Genomic DNA, 17858 nt, shown 5'->3' with positions numbered 1-17858 from the left:
ACGCGGGCACGCAAAAAGACGCCCGCCGCCGCTCGGCGACGGGCGCTTCAACAATTGATCCATCGGGGTAGTGGATCAACTGACAGCACAATGTTGCGACGTCCGTCATGCCGCATTCGACGGACGTTCCCCCTGACTCCGCGTGTTCCGCCCGGCCGCGCACGTCGGCGCGTCGCCGGCTTTCCCGACCCGATCCCGTTCCGTGCGCTCGTCGTGCCCGCGCAATGCGCGACGTGCAAACGCATGCGCCGCGCGACGACGTCGTTGCGCCAAGGTATGACGATTCCGGGATCCGGCCGGGACCATCCGCCTGCACGCGGTTCGCCGCCGACGGCCGACCGGCAACGGTCGGACTCGTGCGTCACGCCTGCACGCCATCGTTCGGAACGAAACCGATTACCCGGATGGAACGGAAAGCCGCTCGCTCACGTCGCCGCAATCAACGGCGAAGCGAATACCCTGGCAGGTCGGCGATTCATGTTTGCAACACGATGCGTTGCGTTTCGGTCTTTTTTCATTCTCTTGTCCCCGTGTTCGATATGTCCGACCCACTGAAGCGATTGCCGAGCCGACTGCACCCGCGATCGCACTCACGGCCCATACAACCATGCAAGGAGCGCACCATGCTTCATGCGGCAAGGCCTCGCGGGCCGCGGGCAGGCATCGCGCGCCGTCGGAAAGCGCGAACGTTTCGAAACTGAAACGCACCGCCGGCATCGTCGCGTCGTCGCCGTGCGGCGTGGCCGATCACCTTATGCCCCACATCCGACGTCGCGCCGCGATCGGACGCGACCGGCCGGCCTCACCCGTTCCCGCGATTCGCCACCGCCCGGCCGGAACCCGCACGCGCCGCATGTCCGACACGAAGCACCGGCTGGATATCGGCTCCCGCACGCCGGTCTATCGCACCGGTCGCGACCGCGCATCGCAGTGCATGGCGTCACGACCGGACTCGCGCCGCACGGCGCGACGCTGCGGGTCAGGCAGCGCGAGGCTTGGCCGTCCCGCTCGTGCATCGCGCAAACACGCTAGCATTCGGACACTGAACGCCGCGCGTTCCCGCTGCCTCGCCGCCAAGGATTCGCCATGACCATCCCCACTCCCACCCGCCCCGACGTCGCGCATCGTGTCTTCTCGGCGGGACGGCTGTCGATCGGCCTCACGCTTCCGCTGCTTCGCAGCGGCCGCATCGTCGCGGACTTCAACGAACAGCTCGAACTCGCGGCGCTGGCCGATTCGCTCGGCTTTCGCGCGCTGTGGATTCGCGACGTGCCGCTGAACAGCGCCGACTATCCCGACCCGGTCGGCCACCTCGACCCGTGGGTACTGCTCGGCGCGCTGGCGTCGCGCACCCGCGGGATCGCGCTCGCCAGCGGCGCGATCGTGCTGCCGCTGCGTCATCCGCTGCATATCGCGAAAGGCGCGCTGTCGGTCGCGACGCTGTCGGGTGGGCGCTTCATCCTCGGGCTCGGCTCGGGCGACCGGCCGTCCGAATATGCGGCGTTCGGCGTCGACGCGGAAACCCGGCGCGACCGCTATCGCGCGCACTGGGACGTCGTCGCGGCCGCGCTCGGCGTGCCGTCGCGCGTGCTGCCCGACCACGCGCCGCCCGATGCGCCCGAATTCACGCTGCTGCCGCGCGGCGGCGATGCGGTGCCGATGCTCGCGGTCGGCTCGGGCGGACAGAGCGTCGACTGGATCGCCCGGCATTCGATCGGCTGGATGACGTATCACCGCGATCCGGATACGCAGCGTGCCCGCTATTCGATGTGGCGCGCGGCGGTCGACCGGCTCGCGTCGCCGGAATTTCGTGCATTCGGCGTATCGATGCGGCTCGATCTCGCCACGCATCCCGATACGCCGGCCACCGCGCTGCCGCTCGGTTATGCAACCGGGCGGCGCGCGTTGGTCGACATCCTGCACGAGATGCGCGCGGCGGGCACGCACCACGTCACGCTGAACCCTGGATCGGACCGGCCCGTGCGCGACGTCATCGAAGAAATCGCCGAGCATGTCTTGCCGGTATTTCATGACGAGCGAGCGTGATTCGTCAGGAATCCCGATCCATACGATGCGGTGCAAGCGTCGGTCGTGGCCGGACGAACGCTCGCGCCGCGGCGCCTCGCCAATCGGCACCGGCGTACACGCGTTACAGACGCCTTACGACCAGGCAAGCAGGACGTTCCCGCCGATATCGGACGATCGGCAGCCTGCATCCGGCACACGGCTTGCGCGCATACCTCGCCAACGCCCGCGCCGCCTCGCTTACGCCCGATCGAACAGCCGGCGACGGAACTATTCGGTTCCGATCGCGATCATGTTAACTTCCGTCCATCATTCAGCCTCGCGGGCCGCGTGACGAGACGCACCCGCATGCCCACGCCATGCGACATATCCTCCTCGGCTGGCTGCTCGCCGCCGTCGTCTCGGCCGCCCACGCGGCCACGCCTGTGCCGGCCGCCGCGTCGGCCGCCTCCGACGCCGCGCCCGCGCTGACGCCGCAAGAGGCGCGACAGGCACTGAATGTGCTGGAAAACCCGCGCGAGCGCGCGCAGGTCGAAACGACGCTGCGCGCCATCGCGGCCGTCGGCGCGCTGAGCGCGCCCGCCGTGCCGGCAAGCGCGGCGTCTGCGGCCAGCGGCGCATCGGCTGCGGCGGCGCCGGCCGCGCTCACGTCGAACGGGCTCGCATCGATGCTCGTCCGCCAGGGATCGCGCTGGGCCGCCCAGATCGGCAACGCGCTGCAGGAATCGCTGCGCTCGCTGCTCGACATCGGTTCGGTGGGAAGCTGGTGGCACGACAAGCTCGCGCGCGCCGACCAGCGTGCGGATCTGACTCGCACGCTCGGGATCCTCCTCGCGGTGCTGCTGCCTGCGCTCATCGTCGAATGGCTCGCGAAGCGGCTGCTGCGACGCGCGCTGGCGACGGTGGCCGCGCGCCGCGCCGATGCATCGCGCAGCCCCGCGCCCGATTCCGACGCATCGGACGAGGATCACGCGCCGCCGCCCGACACGTCCACCCCGCCCGACACCGCAGCCGCCAATGCTGCGGACACCGCGCCCTCCCCAAGCCGAGGCCACGCGCGCCGGCACACCACGCTGCTGCACCGGATGCCGCGCGCGCTCGTCAGTCTCGCGCTGCGCGTGGTGCCGCTGCTCGTGTTCGTCGGTGTCGCGAGCCTGACGATGTCGTTGCTCGTCGAAGCAGGCACGCCGATCGAATCCGCGCTCGAAGCATTGATCGACACCTACGTGATTTGCCGGCTCGTCACGATCGTCAGCCGGCTGTTCTTCCAGCCCGACGCACGGCAATTGCGGCTGCTGCATATCAGCGATGCATGGGCCGAGTTCGCGCAACGCTCGATCGCGCGGATCGCGATCGTGGTCGGCGCGTGCACGGCGGCCGTCGAGATCGCCGCGAACTTCGGCCTGACCGAAGCAGGCCATGTCGCGCTGCTGAAGGCCGTCGCGCTCGTCGGGCACGTGATGATCTCGGTGCTGATCCTCCAGTGCCGCCGGCCGGTCGCGGCCCGGATCCGTGCCGCCGGCGCGGATCGTCCGACCTTCACGGTCGTCGGCAACGCACTCGCGGACGCGTGGGCGCCCGTCTCGGTCTTCATCGTGATGGCACTGTGGTTCGTGTGGGCGCTCGACGTCCACAACGGCTACCGCGTGCTGATCACGCTCGGCGGCCGCTCGATCGCCGCGATGATCGCGATGCGGATGGTGTCGATCGTCGTGTTCGGCGCGCTCGCGCGGCTGTTCCAGCGCCGCGAGGACGAGCGCACGCTCGTTCATCTGCACGCGTACCGCTACTACCCGCTGCTGCGCCGGATCGTGTCGGGCGCGCTCGGCGTCGTGACCGTCCTGTTGCTGCTGCAGATCTGGGGCGTGCCGATCTTCCGCGCGTTCGAGACGGGTACGATCGGCCACCGGCTCGCCTCCGCGCTGGTGACGATCGCGATCGCGGCGATCGTCGCACTCGTCGTGTGGGAAGCGGCCAACATCGCGATCGAGCGCCGCCTGCAACGCTGGACGCGCGAAGGCAACCTGGTGCGGGCCGCGCGGCTGCGCACGTTGCTGCCGATGCTGCGCTCGCTGCTGTTCGTGATGATCGCGCTCGTCGTCGTGCTGACGGGCCTCAGCGAACTCGGCGTGAACGTCGGTCCGCTGCTGGCCGGCGCCAGCATCTTCGGCGTCGCGCTCGGTTTCGGCTCGCAGAAGCTCGTGCAGGATTTCATCACCGGGATCTTCCTGCTGATGGAAAACGCGATGCAGGTCGGCGACTGGGTCACGCTCGCCGGCGTATCGGGGACGGTCGAATACCTGTCGATCCGCACCGTGCGGCTGCGCGCCGGCGACGGGTCGCTGTACACGATCCCGTTCAGCTCGGTGACGACCGTCAACAATACGAATCGAGGGCTCGGCAACGCGGCGGTCAAGGTCAGCATCGCGTACGACGAGGACATCGACCGCGCGATCGCGACGCTGAAGGAAATCGGCGCCGCGTTGCGCGACGACCCGAAGTACCACGACGGCATTCTGTCGGACTTCAGCTACTGGGGCATCGACCAGGTCGACGGCGCGGCGCTCGCGCTGGCCGGACAGATGCAATGCACGGACTCGGCGCGCTGGAGCGTGCAGCGCGAATTCAACCGGCGGATCGCGGAGACGTTCCGCGAACGCGGAATCCGGATCGCCAATCCGCAGCGCAGCGTCGTGGCCTATGCGGACGGATCGCGGCCGGTCGGCCACGATGAAAACGACCTGCGCGCCGACACGCGGAATGCCGCCGATACGGCAGCCCGGCCGCCGTCGCCCGACGCAGCGGAGCGCAAGCCGGGTTGATCGTCGGGAGCAAGTAATCCGTCGCGCTCAACGCGCGGCAGGCTTCTTCACGCGGGCCGTGCTTTTCGCGGCGGGAGGCGCCGCCACCGGCTTCGCCGCGCGTTTCGCCGCGGCACCCCGCCCGCGCTTCGGCGCGGATTCCCCCTCGGCGGCACCCGCATCGCGCTGCGCATGCCATTGCTCGAGCAGCACGCGCGTCTGGTCGGCGATCGTTTCGGTCACGAGCGCCGCGCGCGCGCCGTCGAACGCCTCCCATTCGAGCAACTGCAGCGCCGAACGCTGCGCGATGTGGAACACCGTGAGCTGCCCGAACAGGCTCAGCGCGCGCAACCGCGTGACGGAATCGTCGGCCGGCCGCCCCGTGATGCGGCCGATCAGCTCGGCGCACACGTCGTTCAGCGGCTTGCGCATGCGCGTCATCAGGATTTCGCTCGCGCTCGCCGGTTCCTGGCCGCCCTGCTCGCGCGCGAAGAACATCCGCTGGTTCATCGTCTTCGGCGCGGTGAACATCCGGTCCGACAACGCACGCAGCAGCCCGATGAACGCTTCGATCAGTTCGTCGACGCTCGCATGAGCGTCGAGCATCGCCCGCGCATGGCCGACCGCCGGCGCGAACACCTGCCAGCCGCTCTCGGCGATCGTCTCGACGCACGCGCGGTACACGCCTTCCTTGTTCTCGAAGTAGTACTGGAGCGCCGGCGCGTTCACGCCCGCCCTCGCGGCGATCTCGCGCGTCGACGCGCCCGCGAACCCGCGCTCGCCGAACAGTTCGATCGCCGCCTCGATGATCCGCTGGCGCGTTTCGTCGCCGCGCGCGTAGCCGCTCGCCGACGTGCGGCGCAGCTTCTTCGCTTCGTTCATGCCTTCCTCGTCATTCGATCGATCGACATTCTACTTGACACAATTTTATCAACTGGAATAATTCTTCCACTTGGAATAAATTGGATCCCGCATGTCGACGCCACAAGACCCGCCACAGAAAGCAGATCGTCAGGAAAACGGAACAACGCCGCGCAACGGCGGAACGAAGCGGCGCATCCTGCTCGCGGTCGCCGTGCTCGCGGCCGTCGGCGGCGCGGTATGGCTCGGCCGCTGGTGGACGATCGGCCGCTTCATCGAAAGCACCAACGATGCGTACCTGCAGGCCGACAGCATGACTGCCGCGCCGAAGGTCGCCGGCTACGTGACCGACGTCTACGTGCGCGACAACCAGCCCGTCAAGGCCGGCGATCCGCTCGTACGGCTCGACGTCCGGCAGTACCAGGTGGCGCTCGCGCAAGCGCTGGCGACCGTCGACGCCCGCCGCGCCGATATCGCGCGCGCCGAAGCCGACATCAGCCAGCAGCGCGCGAATCTCGAACAGGCCGACGCACAGGCGAAGGTGTCGCGGATCAACGCGCAACACGCGAGCGACGAGTACACGCGCTATGCGCCGCTCGCGGCGACCGGCGCCGAAACGCACGAACGCGTGGCCGACCTGAAAAGCACGCGCGACCAGGCGCGCGCGACGCTCGCCGCGAACAACGCGTCGATCGCCGCCGCCCGCACGCAGATCGCGTCGTTCACCGCGCAGCTCCAGCAGGCGCGCGCGCAGCTCGAGGCCGCGCAAGCCAGCGCCGCCCAGGCGCAGCTCGACCTCGACAACACGATCGTACGCAGCACGCTCGCGGGCCGCGTCGGCGACCGCACGGTGCGCGTCGGGCAATACGTGCAGCCCGGCACGCGCCTGCTGACCGTCGTGCCGGTCGACTCGATCTATCTCGTCGCGAACTTCAAGGAAACGCAGATCGGCAACATGCGCGTCGGCCAGCCCGTCGAGCTGCATGTCGACGCGCTGCCGGACGGCCCGCTGTCCGGCGTCGTCGACAGCTTCGCGCCCGGCACCGGCGCGCAGTTCGCGCTGCTGCCGCCCGAGAACGCGACCGGCAATTTCACGAAGATCGTCCAGCGCGTGCCCGTGCGCATCCGTCTCGCCGCGAATGCCCGCGCGCAACGCATGCTATTGCCCGGGCTGTCGGTGACGGTCGACGTCGATACGCGTTCGGCCCGCGACGAGCAGCATCATGGCTGATACGCCCGCCACGATACCCACGCCGCCGCACGAAGGCCGCGCGAGCGTGACCGACTGGATCGCGGTCGCGGCCGGTGCGCTCGGCGCGCTGATGGCGACGCTCGACATCTCGATCACGAACTCCGCGCTGCCGCAGATCCAGGGCGAAATCGGCGCGACCGGCACCGAAGGCACGTGGATCTCGACCGGCTACCTGATGTCGGAAATCGTGATGATCCCGCTCGCCGCATGGCTCACGCGCGTATTCGGGCTGCGCAATTTCCTGCTGACGAACTCCGCGCTGTTCATCGCGTTCTCGATGATGTGCGGGTGGTCGCATTCGCTGCCGATGATGATCGCCGGCCGGATCGGCCAGGGCTTCACCGGCGGCGCGCTGATCCCGACCGCGCAGACGATCATCCGCACGCGCCTGCCGCTGTCGCAGTTGCCGGTCGGGATGACGATGTTCGGCCTGATCGTGCTGCTCGGGCCGCTGTTCGGCCCCGTGCTCGGCGGCTGGCTCGCGGAGAACGTGGACTGGAGCTGGTGCTTCTTCCTGAACCTGCCCGTCTGCCTGCTGCTGATGGCGCTGCTGGTGTTCGGCCTGCCGTCGGACCGACCGCAATGGAGTGCGTTCTTCAACGCGGACTGGCTCGGCATCCTCGGCCTCGCGATCGGCCTGAGCTCGCTGACCGTCGTGCTCGAGGAAGGCCAGCGCGAACGCTGGTTCGAATCGCAGATGATCGTCACGCTGAGCATCGTGTCGTTGGTCGGGATGATCCTGATCGCGTTGTCGCAGCGCTTCGCGAAACGGCCGATCATGCGGCTGTCGCTGATGCGCAACCCGCGCTACGCGAGCGTGATCGTGATCGTGTCCGCCGTCGGCGCCGGGCTGTATGGCGTGTCCTACCTGTTGCCGCAGTTCCTCGCGATCGTCGCCGGCTACAACGCGGAACAGGCCGGCGCGATCATGCTGCTGTCCGGGCTGCCGGCTTTTCTCGTGATGCCGATCCTGCCGCGTCTGCTCGGCAAGGTCGATTTCCGCATTCTCGTGATCACGGGGCTGCTGCTGTTCTGCCTGAGCTGCATGCTCGACATCAGCCTGACCGCGCAGAGCGTCGGCCACGATTTCGTGTGGTCGCAACTGATCCGCGGCCTCGCGCAGATGCTCGCGATGATGCCGCTCAACCAGGCGTCGATGGCGGCCGTCGCGCGCGAAGACTCGGGCGATGCGGCCGGGCTCTACAACATGGCGCGCAACCTCGGCGGCTCGATCGGGCTCGCGATCATCGGCACCGTGATCGATCGGCGCACGACCTTCCATACGGCCGCGCTGCGCGAATCGGTGACAGCGAACTCGCCCATCGGTCAGGATCGACTGTCGGCCTATGCGGCCAACTGGTTCGCGCACACCGGCGATCTCGCGTATTCCAACATGCGCGCGCTCGGCCAACTGGCGCAGCAGATCCAGATCCAGGCCGTCGTGATGACCTATTCCGAAACCTTCTATCTGCTGGGCCTCGCACTGCTCGCCTGCGTGCCGCTCGCGCTGCTGCTGAGAACGCCGCGCGGGCCGCAACCGATGTCGTCCGGCCATTGACCCGTCATACGCGATGAAATCCTTCCCCCTGCTCCGCCGCCCCGCGCTCACCCTGTGCGCGGCCGCGTGCCTGCTCGCCGGCTGCACGGTCGGCCCCGACTACCGCGGCGCGCCCGCCGCACCCGATGCACCGATCTTCGTGCGTGCGCCGGCCACCGGCGTCGACACCACCGCACCCGCGCCGAGCGCGTGGTGGCACGCGCTGAACGATCGGCAGCTCGACGAGCTGATCACCGCGGCGCTCGTGTACAACCCCGATCTGCACGCCGCGCAGGCACGCCTGCGCGCGGCGCGCGCGCAGCTCTCGCAACAGCGCGCCGCGCAGATGCCGAAATCGTCGGCCACCGTCGCGGCCATCCGCATGCGCGAACCGGACGTCGGCGCGCTCGGTTCGCTGCTGCCGTCGAGCGGCTCGGGCCAGTCGGGCAGCACGTCGCCGTCGCTCGGCGGCTCGGGGCCGCTGCAACTCTATTCGGCGGGCTTCGACGCGACCTGGGAAATCGACCTGTTCGGCGGTACGCGCCGCGCGGTCGAAGCCGCTTCCGCGCAGGCCGAAGCCGTCGATGCCGATCTCGCCGACACGCAGGTGTCGATCGCGGCCGAAGTCGCGAATGCGTATGTCGACCTGCGCGACCAGCAGCAACGACTTGCGTTGTCGCGGCGCACCGCGCAATTGCAGCAGCAGATGCTCGAACTCGCGCAGCAGCGCCGCGCGCGCGGCGTCGCGGCCGATGCGGACATCGAGCGGCTGACGACGCAGGTCGAGAACACGCGCGCGTCGCTGATCCCGCTCGATGCGCAGGTAACCGAATCGCTCGACCGTCTCGCGATCCTGACGGGCCGCGCGCCGGGCGCGCTCGACGCCGTGCTGTCGGCCCCGGACGCAGCGTTGCCGACGCTGCCCGGCAGCGTCGCGATCGGCGACCCGGCCACGTTGCTGAAACAGCGCCCCGACATCCGCGCGGCCGAACGCCGGCTCGCGTCGAGTCATGCGCAGATCGGCGAGCATGTCGCCGACTATTTCCCGAAGGTGACGTTGCTCGGCGATCTCGGTTTCAGCGCGACCGACCCCGGCCACCTGTTCCGCAAGCAGAATTTCACGTGGATCGGTGCGCCGTACCTGCAATGGAACATTCTCGACTTCGGACGCACGCGCGGCGCGGTACGCGCGGCCGAAGCGTCGCGCGACGAAGCGGAAGCGAATTATCAGAAGGCCGTGCTCGGCGCATTACAGGATGCCAACACCGCGCTGCAGCGTTACGGGCATCAGCGCGAGCACGTCGTCGCGTTGACGAAGGTGCAGACGTCGGCCGTGCATTCGCGCGCGCTGATGGACCAGCGCTATCGCGCGGGCGTCGCGTCGATGATCGACCTGCTCGATACGCAACGCGAAGCGCTCTCCGCGCAGCAGAACGTGATCGCCGGGCAAGCCGAACTGATCAAGAACTACGTGTCGATACAAAAGAGCCTCGGGCTCGGATGGCAAACGAGCGCCGGTTGACGGCGCCGCCAGAAATCATGCACGACCGATGCATCATGCGCGCCGCAACGACTCCCTGCGCACGCAACGATACGGTTTCGTTTCGTGCGCAACGAAGGGTTCGCGCGGCATCGACCCCACGGCTATCGAAAACATATCGAATATCAATTAGCCAATCGTCTGACGATCTCTTCTAATTCAGTCGGCTTCCCCACCACCGATCGGATTCAAGGAGTTCCATCGTCATGTCCTCATCTTCCCATCGCGTGCTGCGGCACGCAGTCGCCGCGATCTGCGTGGCACTCTCCGCTGCTCCGCATGCCGCCGAACTCACGCGCGACACCGGCGCGCCCGTGGGCGACAACCAGAATTCGCAAACGGCCGGCCCCGCCGGCCCGGTGCTGCTGCAGGACTCCGCACTCATCGAGAAACTGCAGCGCTTCGATCGCGAGCGCATTCCGGAACGCGTCGTGCATGCACGCGGCACCGGCGCATTCGGCGAGTTCGTGCCGAGCGCCGACATCTCCGACCTGACGAAAGCGAAGGTCTTCACGCCCGGCACCCGCACGCCCGTGTTCGTGCGTTTCTCCACCGTGATGGGCTATCGCGGCTCGCCCGAGCAGGCGCGCGACCCGCGCGGCTTCGCGGTGAAGTTCTATACGCAGCAGGGCAACTGGGACATGGTCGGCATCAACTGGCCGGTGTTCTTCATCCGCGACGGCATCAAGTTCCCCGACTTCGTGCACGCGAACAAACCGAGCGCGGTGACTGGCGTGCAGGATCCGAACCTCGCGTTCGACTTCTTCGCGCACACGCCAGAAGCGACCCACATGCTGACGATGCTGTATACGGACGCCGGCATGCCCGATTCGTATCGCCGCATGGACGGCTTCGCGGTGCACGCGTTCAAGTTCGTCAATGCGCAGGGCGACGTGCACTACGTGAAGTTCCACTGGAAGAGCCAGCAAGGCGTGCACGGCCTGCGGCCGCAGGAGATCGCCGCATCGATCGGCCGCGACTGGAACATGATGACGAACGACCTGTACGGCGCGCTGAAACAGGGCGATTTCCCGAAGTGGGATCTGTACGTGCAGGTGCTCGCGCCGAAGGACCTGAACCGCTTCGACTTCGATGCGCTCGACGATACGAAGGTCTGGACCGGCGTGCCTGAACGCAAGATCGGCACGATGACGCTCAACCGCGTGCCCGATAACTATTTCCAGTCGACCGAGGAATCGGCCTTCGCGCCGTCGCGGCTCGTGCCGGGCATCGAACCGTCCGAAGACCGGATGCTGCAGGATCGCCTGTTCGCGTACGCCGACACGCAGATGTACCGGCTCGGCGCGAACTACATGGATCTGCCGATCAACCGCCCGGTCGTACCGGTCGTCAACAACAACCAGGACGGCAAGATGAATGCCGGCGACCGCAAGGGCGAGGTGAATTACGAACCGTCGACGCTGAACGAACTCGCGCAGGATCCGCAGTACAAGTCGGTCCGCATGGCACTCGGCGGCACGACGCAGCAGGAAGCGATCCGCAAGAAGCTGCCGTTCCGTCAGGCGGGCGAGTACTACCGCAGCCTGTCGCAGCAGGACAAGGACGACCTCGTCACCGCGCTGTCCGGCGATCTCGGTCAGGTGAAGAACGCGCACAACCAGTACGCGATGCTGTCGTACTTCTACAAGGCCGACGCCGATTACGGTACGCGCCTCGCGCAGGCCGTTCACGCGAACGTCCAGCAAGTGCAATCGCTCGCGGCGAAGCTGAGCGACAACTGATCCCGCGACGACGGTCGCTGCCGACGTGTGCGCTCGCCCCGCGCACGTCGGCCCGGCCACCTCATCAGGACATCCTCATGCGATCCGAACGCTTCACCCACGCGATCCGCGCGGCCGCGGCGTCGCTCGCGCTGGCCGCGCTCGCCGGTTGCGCGCACCTGCCCGACCGGCCTGCATACGGCAAGGCCGACCCTGCCGCGCTGCGCCGCTATGACGACGACTGGTTCGACGCCGCGCGCGTCGGCCGCGTCGATATCCTGCGCGCGTTGCACGACGCCGGCTATCCCATCGACGCCACCGACAGCCACGGCTATACGGCCGTGATCCTCGCGTCGTACGATGGGCAGCCTGCGGCGCTCGACTACCTGTTGTCGGCGGGCGCCAATGCGTGCATCGGCGATCGTCACGGCAATACGGCGCTGATGGGCGCCCTCTTCAAGAACGAACCCGACATCGCGCGGCGCCTGATCGACACGCACTGCCCGATCGACCAGACGAACGGCGCCGGCGAAACCGCGCTCGGGTTCGCGACGCTGTTCAACCGCTTCGAGCTGATTCCGCTGCTCGTCGCGCATGGCGCGAATCCGAACCATGTCGACCGGCGCGGCCAATCGCTGCTTCAACTCGCGCTGACGCACGACAACACGTATGCCGCGGACGCACTGCGGGATGCCGGCGCCAAACGGTAGTGCGACTACGGATCGACCGTCTGAACGATGCGGATGCGCCGTGCTATCGTGCCGTTGGTTTCATCGCACGGAGACGGGAAAATGCTGAATCGCTTCGCCATTGTTCTGGTTGCCGCCGGCGCGACAACCAGTCTCGCTGCCGCCGCCGCGAGCCCCCAACCGGACAGCGCCAATTCGTATCGTCAGTTGCGCACGCGGCTCTTTGCCGGCGCGACGGTCACCGCGATCTTTTCGCCGAACCAGTGCCAGCACGCGCAGCAGGCGGCTAACCAGGCAGCGGCGCCCACCGTGTCCGGCGGCTTCGCGATACGCGACTTCATGGAAGTCGGCGGCAATACGCTCGCGTTCGCCAACCAGCACCTCACCGTCCAGCCGAGCGGCGCGACCGTACTCGAGCTGATCCAGTACCGCGTGATGCAGGACGAAAGCGCGACGGTGACGGTACGCTCGCTTTCGCCCACCACGTACCAGCCCGTCGCACCCGCGCAGGTTTTCCAGTGCACGCTCGGCGACGGCCTTCGTTTCGCGTACGCGTGGCGGGATCGCGACTGACGCCGGAACTTCGTAGCGAATGCGGAAATTCGCACGGAAACAGCAGGAGTACTACGAAATTCGGCTGACGTACGGAACAGGAAAATCGATCCGTGCGTCGTCCGCGCCCACGTTCCGACTCGAAAATACTCGTCGAGCAGACGATAGAATGCGATCCGCTCCGGATCGGGATGGTCGATCCCGTACCGCATGAAGAAAGGCGCAGCCCATTCGCTGGCCGGGTCCGCTTCGATATCGCGCGATGCCCGCGCCGGATCCCGATAGCGATCGGCCAATGGCGCGCTCGTCGCCACGCACCGCTTTCGGCAGCATCCACGCGCGCCCCGCCGCCGACACGACGCCGGGCACCCGGCAGACCCGTCGTCCCCAGCCAGCGTGCCGCCAAGCGTCGTCCGCCCCCGCCGCCATCGTTTTTCGGTGCCCTTCGCCACCTCCATCGAATCTCCATCTTTCCGCATCAAAGACACCAACTACGCGCGTCAGACTCCGGTCCGTCAAAGCAGGCAGTGGGCTGCCTGCGCTTCCTGGAGTCGCTATGAAGAATCAGAAACGATGCTGCCACGGCGCCGTATGCGCGCTGGTGGCGGCAATGCTGGCGGGTTGCGGGCCGTCCGAACAGCAGGCCGCCGCGCCGGCCACACCGGTGGCGGCCATGACCGTGGCCGCCACGCGCGTCGACGTGACCGAAGACTTGCCCGGCCGCGTCGCGGCCGTGCGCGTGGCCGAGATCCGGCCGCAGGTGAGCGGCATCGTGCAACGCCGGCTGTTCGAACAGGGCACCGAAGTTCGTCCGGGCCAGCCGCTGTTCCAGATCAATCCGGCGCCGTTCAAGGCGGAGATGGACACAGCCGCCGCATCGCTGCAGCGCGCGCAGGCCGCACTCGAACGCGCGAAGGTGCAGGCCGCACGCTTCAAGCCGCTCGTCGAGGCCGATGCGATCAGCCGCCAGGTGTACGACGACGCCGTATCGCAACGCGACCAGGCCGCGGCCGACGTCGCGCAGGCCCGCGCGACGCTTGCGCGACGCCAGCTCGACCTGAAATTCGCAACCGTGGAAGCGCCGATCGCCGGCCGCATCGACCAGGCGCTCGTGACCGAAGGTGCACTGGTGTCGAGCAGCGACAGTCAGCCGATGGCGCGCATCCAGCAGATCGACCAGGTATACGTGGACGTGCGCCAGCCGGCCGCCTCGCTCGACGCGCTGCGCGGCGCGCTCGCGGCTCAACCGCAAGCGTCCGACGGCAACGGCCTGCCGGTCGACGTGCTGCGCGACGACGACACGCGCTACGACGTCAAGGGCCGCATGCTGTTTTCGGGCGTCAACGTCGATCCGGGCACCGGTGACGTGCTGCTGCGCGTGCTGGTCGACAACCCGAAGCGCCAGTTGCTGCCGGGCATGTACGTGCGCGCCCGCATTCCGCGCGCCCACTACGCAAACGCCGTGATGGTGCCGCAACAGGCCGTCGTGCGCGCCGGCGGCAAGCCGCAGGTATGGGTGCTCGACGCGAAGGGCAACGCGCATCTGAAGGCCGTCGAAGTCGGCGAGCTCACGAACCGCAGCTACCGCATCAAGTCGGGCCTGCAGGCCGGCCAGAAGATCGTCGTCGAAGGCATGGAACGCCTGACCGACGGCGCGCCGGCTGCCGCAACCGACTGGAAGTCGCCTGACGCGGCCGCCGCATCCGCGCACTGAGTCACGAGGAGCCTCCCGCCATGGCTGAATTCTTTATCCGCCGCCCGGTGTTTGCGTGGGTGATCGCCCTCTTCATCATCCTGATGGGGCTGATCGCGATCCCGCAGCTGCCGGTCGCACGCTACCCGTCGGTCGCACCGCCGTCCGTCACGATCACCGCGAACTATCCCGGCGCCACGCCCCAGACGATGAACGACGGCGTGCTGAGCCTCATCGAGCGCGAGCTGTCCGGCGTCAAGAACCTGCTCTACTTCGAATCGTCGGCCGACACGTCCGGCAGCGCGCAGATCACCGTCACGTTCAAGCCCGGCACCGATCCGGAGATGGCGCAGGTCGACGTGCAGAACAAGATCAAGTCGATCGAGCCGCGCCTGCCTGCCGCCGTGCGCCAGAACGGGCTGATCGTCGAATCCGCGTCGTCCGGCTTCCTGATGCTGATCGGCCTGCGCTCCGACAGCGGCCGCTTCGACGAAGGCGCGCTCGCCGACTACATGGCGCGCAGCGTGTCCGAGGAATTGCGGCGCATCGACGGTGTCGGGCGTGTGCTGCAGTTCGGCTCCGAGCGCGCGATGCGCATCTGGGTCGATCCGCAGAAGCTGATCAATTTCGGTTTGTCGATGAGCGATCTGACGATCGCGATCGGCCAGCAGAACGTGCAGATCGCGCCGGGCAGTCTCGGTGCGCTGCCCGCGCTGCCGGGCCAGCGCGTGACCGTGCCGCTCACCGCGCAGGGCCAGCTCACCACGCCGGAGGAATTCGCGAAGGTCGTGCTGCGCGCGAACGCGGACGGTTCGAAGGTCGTGCTCGGCGACGTCGCGCGCGTCGAACTCGGTTCGCAAAACTACATGTTCGTGAGCCGCGAGAACAACCGGCCGGCCACGCTCGCCGGCGTGCAGCTCGCACCGGGCGCCAATGCCGTGAAGACGGCGGACGCGATCCGCACGCGCATGGCCGAACTGAGCAAGTCGATGCCGTCGGGCATGACCTACTCGATCCCGCTCGACACGTCGCCGTTCGTCAAGATCTCGATCGAGAAAGTGCTGGCCACGCTGTTCGAGGCGATGGTGCTCGTGTTCCTCGTGATGTACCTGTTCCTGCAGAACGTGCGCTATACGCTGATCCCGGCCATCGTCGCGCCGGTCGCGATGCTCGGCACCTTCTCGGTGATGCTGCTGACCGGCTTCTCGATCAACGTGCTGACGATGTTCGGCATGGTGCTCGCGATCGGCATCATCGTCGACGATGCGATCGTCGTCGTCGAGAACGTCGAACGCCTGATGGCCGAGGAGGGACTGTCGCCGAAGGACGCGACGTCGAAGGCGATGAAGGAAATCACGGGCGCGATCGTCGGCATCACGCTGGTGCTGACCGCGGTGTTCCTGCCGATGGCGATGGCGAGCGGCTCGGTGGGCGTGATCTACAAGCAGTTCACGCTGTCGATGGCCGTGTCGATCCTGTTCTCCGCGCTGCTGGCGCTGACGCTCACGCCGGCCCTGTGCGCGACGATGCTCAAGCCGCTCGCGCCGGGCCACCACGAGAAGCGCGGCTTCTTCGGCTGGTTCAACCGCCGCTTCGACCGCCTGACGAAATGGTACGAGACGCGCGTCGGCCGCCTGGTCGGCCGCACGGGCCGCGTGATGCTGGTGTTCGTCGCGATTGCGGGCGCGCTGGTGTTCGGCTTCCGCAGCCTGCCGTCGTCGTTCCTGCCGGACGAGGATCAGGGCTACTTCATCACCAGCTTTCTGCTGCCCGCTGACGCTACCGCCGAGCGCACGCACGACGTGGTCAGGACGCTGGAGCGGCATCTTGCTTCGCGTCCGGCAATCCAGTCGAGCATTTCCGTGATCGGCTACGGCTTCTCGGGCCAGGGCCCGAACGCGGCGATCAACTGGTCCGTGATGAAGGACTGGAAGAATCGCGGCGGCGCGTCGACGCTCGAGGAAGGCATGCTCGCGCAGCAGGCGATGGCCGGCGTGACCGAAGGTACGGTGATGAGCCTGCTGCCGCCGGCCATCGACGAACTCGGCAACAGCTCGGGCTTCTCGATGCGCCTGGAAGATCGCGCCAACCAGGGCACGGCCGCGCTCAAGGCTGCGGAAGCCAGGCTGCTCGAACTCGCCGCGCAAAGCAAGGTCGTGACCGGCGTGTACCCGGACAGCCTGCCCGCCGGCACGAGCATCCGCCTCGAAATCGATCGCGCGAAGGCGCAGGCGCTCGGCGTGTCGTTCGCGACGCTCAGCGACACGCTGTCGACCGCGATGGGCTCCACCTACGTGAACGACTTCCCGAACGCCGGCCGCATGCAGCAGGTGATCATCCAGGCCGACGCGCCGGCGCGCATGCAGATCGACAACGTGATGAAGCTGTACGTGCGCAACGCGGCCGGCGGCATGGTGCCGCTGTCCGAAGTGGTGCGCCCGGTGTGGACCGAGACGCCGCTGCAGATGGTGCGCTTCAAGGGCTACCCGTCCGCGCGGATCTCCGGCATCGCCGCCCCCGGCCAGTCGAGCGGCGCGGCGATGGCCGAGATGGAACGTCTCGCCACGCAATTGCCGCCGGGCTTCGCGGTCGAGTGGACCGGCCAGTCGCTGCAGGAACGCCAGTCGGCGTCGCAGGCGCCGATGCTGATGGTGCTGTCGATGATCGTCGTGTTCCTGGTGCTCGCCGCGCTGTACGAAAGCTGGTCGATTCCGCTGTCGGTGATGCTGGTGGTGCCGCTCGGCCTGATCGGCGCGATCGGTGCGGTGCTGCTGCGCGGCTTGCCGAACGACGTGTTCTTCAAGGTCGGGATGATCACCGTGATCGGCCTGTCCGCGAAGAACGCGATCCTGATCGTCGAGTTCGCGAAGCAATTGCGCGAGGAAGGCAAGGGATTGATCGAGGCAGCCGTGCAGGCGTCGAAGCTGCGCCTGCGCCCGATCCTGATGACCTCGCTCGCATTCGGCCTCGGCGTCGTGCCGCTGATGATCGCGACCGGCGCCAGCGCCGAGACGCAGCACGCGATCGGCACCGGCGTGTTCGGCGGCATGGTGACCGCCACGGTGCTGGCCATTTTCTTCGTCCCCGTTTTCTTTGTGTTCGTGATGAGCATCCAGGAGCGCATCGGCGCATGGCGGGCTTCCCGCAAGCAGCCGGCGGCCCCGACTCACGGACAGGAAGGTTGATG

Annotated in this window: 11 protein-coding genes; 10 read left to right on the top strand and 1 reads right to left on the bottom strand. The window is 67.7% G+C overall.

The window, feature by feature from the left end:
* The first annotated feature begins 1086 nt into the window (after positions 1-1086).
* Both WS89_RS23885 and WS89_RS23880 read left to right on the top strand, forming a co-directional pair.
* A complete protein-coding gene (locus tag WS89_RS23885; protein ID WP_059793912.1) occupies positions 1087-2046 on the top strand; it encodes an LLM class oxidoreductase in 960 nt (319 codons plus the stop codon).
* Positions 2047-2384: 338 nt separating this feature from the next.
* Positions 2385-4847 carry a mechanosensitive ion channel family protein gene (locus tag WS89_RS23880; RefSeq protein WP_059793910.1) on the top strand — a complete coding sequence of 821 codons (2463 nt, stop codon included), beginning with the start codon at positions 2385-2387 and terminating at the stop codon, positions 4845-4847.
* A 27-nt stretch (positions 4848-4874) separates the two neighbouring features.
* Here WS89_RS23880 and WS89_RS23875 read toward each other — a convergent pair whose 3' ends face one another.
* A complete protein-coding gene (locus WS89_RS23875; protein ID WP_059793908.1) occupies positions 4875-5708 on the bottom strand; it encodes a CerR family C-terminal domain-containing protein in 834 nt (277 codons plus the stop codon).
* 91 nt (positions 5709-5799) lie between these two features.
* Here WS89_RS23875 and WS89_RS23870 point away from each other — a divergent pair, with 91 nt between their 5' ends.
* The 8 genes from WS89_RS23870 (at position 5800) to WS89_RS23835 (ending at position 17856) form a co-directional block, all read left to right on the top strand.
* Positions 5800-6918, top strand: coding sequence for an HlyD family secretion protein (locus tag WS89_RS23870; RefSeq protein WP_059793906.1), 1119 nt, complete (start codon positions 5800-5802; stop codon positions 6916-6918).
* Positions 6911-8497, top strand: a complete 1587-nt coding sequence (locus WS89_RS23865) for an MDR family MFS transporter (RefSeq protein ID WP_059793904.1) — start codon at positions 6911-6913, stop codon at positions 8495-8497. Before WS89_RS23870 ends, WS89_RS23865 begins: the two co-directional genes overlap by 8 nt.
* 13 nt (positions 8498-8510) lie before the next feature.
* Positions 8511-9998: an efflux transporter outer membrane subunit gene (locus WS89_RS23860; protein WP_059793902.1), complete on the top strand. Its 1488-nt coding sequence runs from the start codon at positions 8511-8513 to the stop codon at positions 9996-9998.
* Positions 9999-10222: 224 nt separating this feature from the next.
* Positions 10223-11758, top strand: coding sequence for a catalase (locus WS89_RS23855; RefSeq protein WP_059501187.1), 1536 nt, complete (start codon positions 10223-10225; stop codon positions 11756-11758).
* Between the two features lie 77 nt (positions 11759-11835).
* Positions 11836-12447 (top strand): ankyrin repeat domain-containing protein, encoded by a 612-nt coding sequence (locus WS89_RS23850; protein ID WP_059793900.1) that lies wholly within the window; start codon positions 11836-11838, stop codon positions 12445-12447.
* Between the two features lie 81 nt (positions 12448-12528).
* Complete coding sequence (locus WS89_RS23845; protein WP_059793899.1) at positions 12529-12999, top strand: VirK family protein; 471 nt, start codon at positions 12529-12531, stop codon at positions 12997-12999.
* A 535-nt stretch (positions 13000-13534) separates the two neighbouring features.
* Positions 13535-14692: an efflux RND transporter periplasmic adaptor subunit gene (locus tag WS89_RS23840; protein WP_034205219.1), complete on the top strand. Its 1158-nt coding sequence runs from the start codon at positions 13535-13537 to the stop codon at positions 14690-14692.
* A gap of 20 nt (positions 14693-14712) precedes the next feature.
* On the top strand, positions 14713-17856 hold the full coding sequence (locus WS89_RS23835) for an efflux RND transporter permease subunit (RefSeq protein WP_059793897.1): 3144 nt from the start codon (positions 14713-14715) through the stop codon (positions 17854-17856).
* The last annotated feature ends 2 nt before the right edge of the window (positions 17857-17858 follow it).

The sequence above is a fragment of the Burkholderia sp. MSMB1072 genome (genome assembly GCF_001524725.1).
Classification (GTDB): domain Bacteria; phylum Pseudomonadota; class Gammaproteobacteria; order Burkholderiales; family Burkholderiaceae; genus Burkholderia.
The sequence above is the reverse complement of the archived record's forward strand: the minus strand, read 5'-3'. Positions and strand labels throughout refer to the sequence as shown.